Raw genomic sequence first — 10,190 nt, forward strand, 5'->3', positions numbered from 1 at the left:
GGCCCGATCGCGACGGGCCGGCCGCCGGGCGCTCGGCACCGCCCGGCCCGCGGCGGCGCGCGGCGTCCACCTCTCTCTCACTGAAGTACGGCGGTTCGCCGTACCCCCGGACGCCCGCGCCGTCGCCCTACCTCCCGACCCGGTGCACCAGGCCCGGCACGGCCACGTCCACCGGCCCGGCGTACCCGCGCCGCGCCGCCGCGACCGCCTCCGCCGGATCGGTCCCGGGCCACAGGTGGGTGAGCAGCACGCGCCGCGCCCCCGCCGCGGCCGCGTACCGGCCCACCTCGGCGGCGCTGGACAGGTTGCCGACGTGCCGGTCGGGAATCTCCACCGGATACGTCGACTCGGCGATGAGCAGGTCGGCGTCCCGGGCCAGCTCGACGAGGTCCGGGCTGCTCCCGGTGTCCCCGGTGTAGGCCAGCACCGCGTCCCGGCCCGTGAACCGGGCGCCGAGGTTGGGCAACCAGTGCGGGAGCGACCAGGTGTCCACCCGGAACGGACCGAGATCGAACGCCTCTCCCGGCATGAGAGCCGACAACCGGTACGCCCCGTCGACCAGGCCCGGCTCGTCGACGGCGAGCAGGCGGTCCAGCGCCCCGGCGGGCGCGTACACGGGCAGCGGCGGACCGGCCCGGTCGGCGAGCACCCGGGCCCGCAGCAGCGGTTGCAGGTCGGCGCAGTGGTCCGGGTGGCCGTGGCTGACGTACACGGCGTCGACCTGCGCCGCGGGGACCCGCGCCAGCAGCGGTTGCAGGGTCGCGTACCCGGGGTCGATCAGCAGTCGGAAGCCCGCGTGTTCGACCAGGAAGCCGGAGCACGACTGCTCGGCGGTGGGCCAGGCGCCGAGCCCACCGAGGACGGTGATCCGCACGGTTGCGACCCTAACCGCCGGAAGCGGCGGAACGCTGTCCCGGGCCGGTCAGGCGAACAGCAGCCCGGCCACCCAGAGCACGGCGATGACGAGCCCGGCCAGGAACTCGACGAGCATGGACAGGCCGGCCGCCTTGAGCGCCTGCATGGTCGCCGGCCAGGCGAGCTGGTTGCTGCCCAGCCGCAGCCGTTCGGCGCCCCAGATCCCGCCGACGAAGCCGATCGGCAGGCCGATCACCGGTATGACGAAGAAGCCGACCAGGCCGAGCAGCCCGCCGGCCAGCAGCGACGAGGTGGGCACCCCGGTCCGCTTCAGGTTCCGCCCCGGCCAGAGGTACTTGACCACGCCGCCGCCTACGGCGACCACGGTGGCGGCGGCCAGCACCGCCCAGCGGCCCGGCCCGGCGTCGCCGAAGAGCGCCCACACCAGCACGCCGCCCCAGCAGAGCGGCAGCGCCGGCAGCCCGGGCACCAGCACCCCGGCCAGCCCGGCCAGGATGGCCAGCGCGGCCACCACCGACACCACCGCCTGCGAATCGCTCAGGCTCACCGCGTCTCCTCCCCGGCCGCGCGGAGCCGCGCCCGCCCCGTTCGCTGTTCCGGCAGGTGAGAAGGGAACCCTCCGCCGCCGGAGGCGTCGGGCAGGGGCCCTTCCGTGTCAGCCAGGCGGGCGCGGATGTCGGCCGCGGGCATCGGGGAGCCGAACCAGCGGCCCTGCCCGGTGTCGCAGCGCAGCGACCGCAGCCGCTCGGCCTGCTCCTCGGTCTCCACCGCCTCGGCGGTCACCCACAGCTCCAGCGCGTGGGCCAGCCGGACCAGCGCGTCCACGATCCGCTCGTCGCGGTGGTCGGCGACGACGTCCGCCCCGTCGCCCCGGATCCCCTCGACGAACGGGCCGGCCAGCTTCAGGCAGTGGATCGGCAGCCGCCGCAGGTACGCCAGGTTCGAGTAGCCGGTGCCGAAGTCGTCGATGGCCAGCCGGATCCCGAGGTCAGCGAGCTGGTGCAGGGCGCGCAGCGGCTCCCCGGCGGTGCCCATCACGGCGCTCTCGGTCAGCTCCAGTTGCAGCAGCTCGGCGGGGAGCCCGGTGTGCTGCAACGCCTCGGCGACGGTCTCCACGATGCCCGGGTCGTCGGCCTGCCGGGCGGCCAGGTTGACGTTGACCATGAGCCGCGCCTCCGGGTACGCCCGCCGCCAGCTCTCGGCGTCCCGGCACGCCTGGCGGAGCACCCAGGCGCCGAGCCGGACGATCAGGCCGGTCTCCTCGGCCAGCCCGATGAACCGGTCCGGCGGGAGCAGCCCCAGCTCCGGGTGCTGCCAGCGGACCAGCGCCTCCACCGCCACCATGGCGCCGTCGACCAGCGAGACGATCGGCTGGTAGTGCAGCACGAACTCGCCCCGGTCCAGCGCGGCGGGCAGGTTGGAGGCCAGCGCCGACCGGGCGATGTCGGCGGCGCTGCGCTCCGGGTCGTACACCGCCCAGCGACCCCGCCCCTCGGCCTTGGCCCAGTAGAGCGTGGTGTCGGCGGCCTTCATCAGGTCGGAGACGCTGGTCTCGGCGGCCGGGCACTCGACGATGCCGATGCTGGCCGACACGGCCAGCTGCTGGTCGCCGACGTGCACCGGGGCGGAGACGGCGGCCAGGGCCAGCTCGGCAACCTCCACCGCGTCGTCGAGGCCGCCGTCGGAGTCGACCAGGATGACGAACTCGTCGCCGCCCATCCGGGCCACCAGGTGGCCGCGACCCGACACGCAGTCGGCCAGCCGGCGGGCGATCACCTTGAGCAGCCGGTCGCCCAGGTCGTGGCCGAGGCTGTCGTTGATCGCCTTGAAGCCGTCCAGGTCGATGAAGCAGAGCCCGACCCGCTGCTCCGCCCCGGCGGTGTCGAACACCTGCCCGAGCGTCTCGAAGAAGAGCGTCCGGTTGGGCAGGCCGGTGAGCGGGTCGTGCAGCGCCTGGAAGCGCAGCCGCTGCTGGAGCTGGTAGCGCTCGGTGATGTCCTCGATCATCGCCACGGTGAACCGGGGGCGGCCGTCGTCGTGGCGGATCAGCGAGACGGCCAGGTCGGTCCAGACCACGCTGCTGTCCTTGCGGTGGTAGCGCTTCTCCACCCGGACGCTGTCCCGCTTGCCCTCGACCAGCTCCTGGTACAGCTCCCACATGCCGGCGGCGTCGTCGGGGTGGAACAGCCCGTCGACGGTCAGCTCCCGCAGCTCGGCGGCGGTGTAGCCGAGCATGTCGGCGAAGGACTGGTTGACCTCGATGATCCGCCCGTCCACACCGGCGATGCCGATGCCGATCGCCGCGCCGGTGAAGACCGCGCGGAACCGCGCCTCACTGTCCCGGAGCGCCTGCTCCACCGCGTCCCGGGCCTGCCAGGCCGAACGGGCGATCCGCTCCTGCTGGCTGAACACCCGGTCGCGCAGCGCCCGGCCGAAACCGGCGGCGAACGCGCCCTGCATGGCCGCGATCCGCTCCCGCACCTCCGGCAGCTCCACCTGGGCGGGCAGCACCCAGGACAGGAAGCGGTCGCCGAGCGCCCGCACCGACCAGTCGAGCACCCCCGGCTCGGTGAGGTGCGCCTCGACCAGGGCCCGCCCGACGTCCTCCGCCGGCTGGGCGGAGAACGTCGGGGCGAGCAGCGCCCGACCGAGGCGGACGGTGTGCACGAGCAGCAGCCGCTCGGTCTCGGCGGCGCTCAGCGGGACGAACCCGATGCGCCGCACCGACCGGGCCCACTCGGCGGCGTACGCCACGGCGCCCGGCCGGCTGAGGTCGCCCCCGTCGGGGTCCGGGGCGCGCATGTCGGGTCAGCCGGCCGTCCGGTCGTGCCGGGCGACGCCGCCGAACGCCCCGAACCGCTCGGGGTGCTCGTCCACGTCGGACGGCGAGTCGGGCCGCCACAGCGGCATGTGCACGACGCCCGGTTCGAGCACCGTCCAGTCGCCGAAGAAGCCGGTGATCTCGGCGCGCGAGCGCAGGGTGATCTCGGTGGCGGTACGCGCCGACAACCGCTGCGCGTCGAGCATCTCCTGCGGCTGGTCCTCGAAGGTCGAGTGCGAGATGACCAGGAAGCTGCCGGGCGCCGCGGCGGCCCGCAGGGTGGCCAGGATGTCGCCCGGCCGGTCCTCGTCGGGGATGAAGTGCACCACCCCGGCGAGCAGGATGCCGACCGGGCGCTCGAAGTCGATCAGGCCGCTGGCCCGGGCCTGGTCGAGGATCAGCTTCGGCTCCCGCAGGTCGGCCAGCAGCGCGGTGGCCCGCTCGTTGCCCGCGAGCAGCTCCCGGCTGTGCGCCACGGCGACCGGGTCGATGTCGACGTACACGATCCGGGCCTCCGGGTTGGCCGCCTGGGCCACCTCGTGCACGTTGCCGACCGTGGGGATCCCCGAGCCGATGTCGAGGAACTGGTCGATGCCGGCGTCGAGCAGCACCCGGACGGCCCGGCGCAGGAACTCCCGCCCGGAACGCATGGTGGCCGCCAGGTTCGGCGTCATGGCGGCGATCTGCTCGGCGAGCTGCCGGTCGATCTCGAAGTTGTGCGCGCCGCCGAGGAAGTAGTCGTAGACCCGGGCGGCGCTGGGCCGGCTCAGGTCGATCTCGGCGGGAAGTCCGTCCGGCGTCTGCATCGCTCGGTCCCCCAGGTCGTCGCCGCGCGGGCAGCCCGGCGACCGGGCCGACCCGCGGCATGGTGTGGTCCACACCACTCTAGGCGGGCACACCCGCGAACGGGAGATCCACTTTCGACCGTGGGCCCGGCCGCCGTCAGCCCGCCGACTCCAGCAGCAGCGAGATGCCCTGCCCGACGCCGATGCACATGGTCGCCAGGGCCCGCCGGCCGCCCCGGCGGCGCAGCTCCAGCGCGGCGGTGAGGGCCAGCCGGGCGCCGCTGGCGCCGAGCGGGTGGCCGAGCGCGATGGCCCCGCCGTTCGGGTTGACGTGCTCGGCGTCCTCGGGCAACCCCAGCTCGCGCAGCACCGCCACCGACTGGGCGGCGAACGCCTCGTTCAGCTCGATCACGTCGAGGTCGGCCAGGCCGAGGCCCTGCCGGTCGAGCAGCTTGCGGGTGGCCGGAACCGGCCCGATGCCCATGACCCGCGGCGGTACGCCGGCCGCCGCCGCCCCGCGTACCCGGGCCAGCGGGGTGAGGCCGTAGCGCTCGACGGCCGCCGCGGAGGCGACCAGCAGGGCGACCGCGCCGTCGTTCACGCCGGAGGAGTTGCCGGCGGTCACCGTGCCGCCCTCGCGGAACGGGGTGGGCAGCGCGGCGAGCTTCTCCAGCGAGGTCTCCCGCGGGTGCTCGTCGACCTCGACCAGCTTCGTCTCCCGCTTGCCGGCCGGCACGGTCACCGGCACGATCTCCTCGGCCAGCCGGCCGTCGGCCTGCGCCTTGGCGGCCCGCTGCTGGGAGCGGAACGCGAACTCGTCCTGCGCGGCCCGGTCGACGCCGAAGTCCGCGGCGACGTTCTCGGCCGTCTCCGGCATCGAGTCGATGCCCCAGCCCTTCTTCATGAGCGGGTTCACCAGCCGCCAGCCGATGGTGGTGTCGTACACCTCGGCGGTGCGGGCGTACGGGGTGGTCGCCTTCGGCATCACGAACGGCGCCCGGCTCATGCTTTCCACCCCGCCGGCCACCAGCAGGTCGGCTTCCCCGGCCACGACGGCGCGGGCGGCGGTGGCGAGGGCGTCCAGGCCGGAGCCGCAGAGCCGGTTGACCGTGCTGCCCGGCACCTCCTCCGGCAGCCCGCCGAGCAGCGCCGCCATCCGGGCCACGTTGCGGTTGTCCTCGCCCGCCTGGTTGGCGCAGCCCAGGATCACGTCGTCGGTGCGGGCCCAGTCCACCGAGGGGTGGCGGGCGACCATCTCGCGGATCACGTGCGCGGCCAGGTCGTCGGGGCGGACCCCGGCGAGGGCGCCGGCGTACCGGCCGATCGGGGTGCGGACACCGGCCACGAGGTATGCGACGGTCATCGGCGCTCAGTCCTTCGGGGGGTGGACGGGGGTGGTGAGGGGTCGCCCGCCGGGTCGCGGGGACGCCCGGCGCCAGGATATCCACGCCCGGAACGGATAGGTTGGCCGCATGGCCCGGGCCCAGTTCAGCGCAGAGACCGCCGGCGGCGGCGCGTTCGTCCGCCAGCCCAACCGGTTCACCGGTCGGGTCACCCCGCACTCCACCTCCCCGGAGGGCGGCGGCCCCGACGACCAGGGCCGCTGGCCGTTGGAGGCGGGCCGCTACCGGCTGGTCTGGTGCCGGGCCTGCCCGTGGGCGCACCGGGCCCGGATCGTGCGCGGCCTCCTCGGGCTCGACGAGGTGATCTCGCTGGGCACGGTCGACCCGATCCGGGACGAGCGGGGCTGGCGGTTCAGCCTCGACCAGGACGGCTTCGACCCGGTGCTCGGCATCGGGTTCCTCAGCGACGCGTACCTGGCCACCGACCCCGACTACACCGGCCGGGTGACCGTGCCGGCGCTGGTCGACACGCTGACCGGCCGGGTGGTCACCAACGACTACCCGCAGCTCACCCTCGACTTCTCCACCGAGTGGCGGCGGTTCCACAAGCCGGGCGCGCCGGATCTCTACCCGGTCGAGCTGCGGCCCGGGATGGACGCGCTCATGGCGGAGATCCACCGGGACGTCAACAACGGTGTCTACCGGTGCGGCTTCGCCACCTCGCAGGAGGCCTACGACGAGGCGTACACGGCGCTGTTCGCCCGGCTGGACGCGCTGTCGGAGCGGCTGTCCGGGCAGCGCTACCTGATGGGCGAGCGGATCACCGAGGCCGACGTGCGGCTGTTCACCACGCTTGTCCGCTTCGACGTGGCGTACCACGGGCACTTCAAGTGCAACCGGCAGAAGCTGACCGAGATGCCGGTGCTCTGGGCGTACGCCCGGGACCTGTTCCAGACGCCGGGGTTCGGCGAGACGGTCGACTTCGACCACATCAAGCGGCACTACTACGCCACCCACGAGATGATCAACCCGACCCGGATCGTGCCGCTCGGTCCCGACCTGTCCGGCTGGACCACGCCGCACGGGCGTGGCTGACCCCGGCGTCCTCCGGGCCGCCGCCGCGTCCGCCGCCGCCGGCTGCGTCGTGGCCGGTGCGGTCGCCGTGACGGTCGCCGTGGCCGCCGGTCCCGGCCCGGGCCTGACCGGGTACGTCAGCGAGGCCGGCGTCGCCGACAGCGCGTACGCCGGGGCGTACCGGATCGGGGTGTTCGCCCTGGCGGCGGCGCTGCTGCTGCTCGCCGCGGCGCTGCCACCGGCGCTGCGGGCCGCGGCCGGGCTGCTCGTGGCCGGCGCGGCCGGCACGGCGCTCTCCGGGGCGGTGACCTGCTCCACCGGCTGCCCGCTGCCGCCGTTCGAGGCCGCCACGGTGGCCGACCTGGTGCACGGCGGCGCGAGCATCGGGGCCACCGCCGCCGTGGTCTTCGCCATGCTGGCGGTGGTCCTGCAGCCGGCGGCGGGGCGGGCGCTGCGCCGGGTCGCCGGCGTGGGCGCGGCCCTGGCGCTGCCGCTGTCCGGGGCGGTCGGGCTGGCGATGCTGCTGGTCGGGCGCGGCGGCCTGGTCGGGGTGCTGGAGCGGCTGCTGCTCGCCGTGGCCGCCGCGTGGGGTCTGGCCACCGCGGCGGTGCTGGGCCTGGCGCACCGCCGACCGGAACCGCCCCTGTAAGGATCGTCACGCCCATCGCTCCTTCCAGCTGGGAGCCGCCTGGGAGTAGCGTCGGCAGGCGATGACCAATGTCTGGCACCTCACCGTGCGCCTGTACGTCGACCTCCGACTGCAGGCCAGCGGCATCTGTCCGGCGCAGCCGCTCTCCTGACGCTGCCCCGTTCACCCTCCACCAGACCTTGGACAGATCCCCATGGCTTCCGCCCTGCGCAAGATCCCCTTTTCCGTGCAGATCCTGCTCGGCCTCGTCCTCGGCGTGGCGCTCGGCTTCCTCGCCCGCGCCAACGACCTCGCCTGGCTGACCAGCACCCTCGACACCGTCGGCGGCCTCTTCGTCCAGCTGCTCAAGCTGGCCGTGCCGCCGCTGGTCTTCACCGCCATCGTGGTCAGCGTGGTCAGCCTGCGCGGCGTGGCCAACGCCGCCCGGCTGGCGCTCAAGACGCTGCTCTGGTTCGGCATCACCGCGCTGGTCTCGGTCGGGATCGGCATCGGCCTCGGCCTGCTCACCAACCCGGGCAAGGGCGTCACCCTCGACCTGGCCGGGGCCGCCGCGCCGAAGAAGACCGGCTCCTGGACGGACTTCCTCACCGGCATCGTGCCCACCAACCCGGTCGGCGCGTTCGTCGAGGGCAACGTCCTCCAGATCGTCTTCCTCGCCCTGGTCATCGGCGCCGCCGCGCTGCTCATCGGTGAGGCCGCCGAACCGTTCGTCAGCCTCAACCGCTCGGTGCTGGCCATCGTGCAGAAGGCGCTCTGGTGGGTCATCCGGCTCGCCCCGATCGGCACCCTCGGCCTCATCGGCAACGCCGTCGCCTCGTACGGCTGGGACCTGCTGGCCCCGCTCGCGAAGTTCACCAGCGCCGTCTACGTCGGCTGCGCCATCGTGCTGTTCGTGGTCTACCCGGTGGTGCTCATCGCCGCCGGCCGGCTCAACCCGCTGCGGTTCTTCGCCGGCGCCTGGCCCGCCATCGAGCTGGCCTTCGTGTCCCGCTCCTCGGTGGGCACCATGCCGGTGACCCAGCGCTCGGTCGAGCGCCTCGGCGTCCCCCGCGAGTACGCCTCCTTCGCCGTGCCGTTCGGCGCCACCACGAAGATGGACGGCTGCGCGGCCATCTACCCGGCCCTCGCCGCGATCTTCGTGGCGCAGGTCTTCGGGGTGCACCTGGGCGTCACCGACTACCTGCTGATCGCCTTCGTCTCGGTCGTCGGCTCCGCCGCCACGGCCGGCCTGACCGGCGCGATCGTCATGCTCACCCTGACCCTCAGCACGCTGGGCCTGCCGCTGGCCGGCGCCGGCCTGCTGCTGGCCATCGACCCGATCCTGGACATGATCCGCACCGCCACCAACGTGGCCGGCCAGGCCCTGGTGCCGACCGTCGTGGCCGCCCGCGAGGGCACCCTGGACCGGGCCGCGTACGAGTCGGCGGGCAAGCGCGACCTCATCGACGCTCCGGAGAGTGAGCAGCTCACCCCCGTGGCCGCCTGAGCATCCGATCTCGGGGGGAGGGCTTCGGCCCTCCCCCCGACGCCTGTTGAAGGATGACCGTATGAGTGCCCTGTTCACCCCGCTCACCCTGCGCGGCGTCACCCTGCCCAACCGGGTGGCGCTCGCCCCCATGTGCCAGTACAGCGCCGGGCCGGACGGCCTGCCCACCGACTGGCACCGCGTCCACCTCGGCTCCCGCGCGGTCGGCGGCGCCGGACTGATCATCACCGAGGCGACCGCCGTGGTCCCCGAGGGCCGGATCAGCCCCCAGGACACCGGGCTCTGGTCCGACGCGCACGCCGAGGCGTGGCGGCCGATCACCGCGTTCATCACCGCGCAGGGGTCGGTGCCGGCCGTGCAGCTCGCGCACGCCGGGTTCAAGGCGTCCACGTACCGGCCGTGGGCCGAGCGCCGGGGCGGCGTCCCGGACGCCGAGGGCGGCTGGAGCCCGGTCGGCCCCGGCGCCGAGCCGTTCCTGCCGGACTACCGCACCCCCACCGCGCTCGACGAGGCCGGCATCGCCGGGGTGGTCGAGGCGTTCGCCACCGCCGCCCGCCGGGCCCTCGACGCCGGCTTCGCCGCCGTGGAGATCCACGCCGCGCACGGCTACCTGCTGCACGAGTTCCTCTCCCCGCTCACCAACCACCGCACCGACGGCTACGGCGGCGACCGCGCTGGCCGGATGCGCCTGACCCTGGAGGTGGCCCGGGCGGTCCGCGCCGCGGTCGGCGAGGCCGTGCCGGTGCTCACCCGGATCTCCGCCACCGACTGGGTGGACGGCGGCTGGACCGTAGAGGACAGCGTGGTGCTCGCCGGCGAGCTGGCCGCCGCCGGCGTCGACCTGGTGGACACCTCCTCCGGCGGCGCCGCCGCCCGGGCGAGCATCCCGGTCGGCCCCGGCTACCAGGTGCCCCTCGCGGCCCGCATCCGCCGCGACGCGGGCGTGCCGACCGGCGCCGTCGGCCTGATCGTGGAGCCTGAGCAGGCCGAGCAGATCGTTGCGGCCGGCGAGGCCGACCTGGTCCTCCTCGGCCGCGAACTCCTCCGCGACCCGTACTGGCCGCACCGCGCCGCCGCCAAACTGACCCAGCCCCCCACCTGGCCCCACCAGTACACCCGCGCCTTCTAACCCGCCCACCACCCACCACCCGCCCCC

8 protein-coding genes and 1 pseudogene are annotated in these 10,190 nt (G+C 74.6%); 4 read left to right on the forward strand and 5 right to left on the reverse strand.

Annotation, left to right across the window (positions count from 1 at the left end):
• Positions 1 to 127 precede the first annotated feature (127 nt).
• The 5 genes and pseudogenes from NFX44_RS31905 to pcaF all read right to left on the reverse strand — a co-directional run bounded on the left by NFX44_RS31905 (position 128) and on the right by pcaF (position 5,845).
• Positions 128 to 874 carry an MBL fold metallo-hydrolase gene (locus NFX44_RS31905; RefSeq protein WP_262287315.1) on the reverse strand — a complete coding sequence of 249 codons (747 nt, stop codon included), beginning with the start codon at positions 872 to 874 and terminating at the stop codon, positions 128 to 130.
• Between the two features lie 48 nt (positions 875 to 922).
• A complete protein-coding gene (locus NFX44_RS31910) occupies positions 923 to 1,423 on the reverse strand; it encodes a DUF456 domain-containing protein (RefSeq protein ID WP_262287316.1) in 501 nt (166 codons plus the stop codon).
• Between the two features lie 113 nt (positions 1,424 to 1,536).
• Positions 1,537 to 3,678: pseudogene (locus NFX44_RS31915) on the reverse strand (putative bifunctional diguanylate cyclase/phosphodiesterase); the annotation flags it as partial.
• A 6-nt stretch (positions 3,679 to 3,684) separates the two neighbouring features.
• A complete protein-coding gene (locus tag NFX44_RS31920) occupies positions 3,685 to 4,503 on the reverse strand; it encodes an SAM-dependent methyltransferase (protein ID WP_262287317.1) in 819 nt (272 codons plus the stop codon).
• A 136-nt stretch (positions 4,504 to 4,639) separates the two neighbouring features.
• On the reverse strand, positions 4,640 to 5,845 hold the full coding sequence (gene pcaF, locus NFX44_RS31925; protein WP_262287318.1) for a 3-oxoadipyl-CoA thiolase: 1,206 nt from the start codon (positions 5,843 to 5,845) through the stop codon (positions 4,640 to 4,642).
• A gap of 109 nt (positions 5,846 to 5,954) precedes the next feature.
• Between pcaF and NFX44_RS31930 the strand changes: the two genes are divergently transcribed.
• The 4 genes from NFX44_RS31930 (at position 5,955) to NFX44_RS31945 (ending at position 10,163) form a co-directional block, all read left to right on the forward strand.
• On the forward strand, positions 5,955 to 6,920 hold the full coding sequence (locus NFX44_RS31930) for a glutathione S-transferase family protein (protein WP_262287319.1): 966 nt from the start codon (positions 5,955 to 5,957) through the stop codon (positions 6,918 to 6,920).
• Entirely contained in the window at positions 6,913 to 7,548 is a 636-nt protein-coding gene (locus tag NFX44_RS31935; RefSeq protein ID WP_262287320.1) for a DUF998 domain-containing protein, read from the forward strand. The genes NFX44_RS31930 and NFX44_RS31935 overlap by 8 nt, the downstream gene beginning before the upstream one ends.
• 205 nt (positions 7,549 to 7,753) lie before the next feature.
• Positions 7,754 to 9,034 (forward strand): dicarboxylate/amino acid:cation symporter, encoded by a 1,281-nt coding sequence (locus tag NFX44_RS31940; RefSeq protein ID WP_262287325.1) that lies wholly within the window; start codon positions 7,754 to 7,756, stop codon positions 9,032 to 9,034.
• Positions 9,035 to 9,095: 61 nt separating this feature from the next.
• A complete protein-coding gene (locus tag NFX44_RS31945; protein WP_262287321.1) occupies positions 9,096 to 10,163 on the forward strand; it encodes an NADH:flavin oxidoreductase/NADH oxidase in 1,068 nt (355 codons plus the stop codon).
• Positions 10,164 to 10,190: the final 27 nt, after the last annotated feature.

The organism is Micromonospora sp. MA102, from assembly GCF_025460765.1.
In the GTDB taxonomy this organism is placed as follows: Bacteria; Actinomycetota; Actinomycetes; order Mycobacteriales; family Micromonosporaceae; genus Micromonospora; species Micromonospora halotolerans.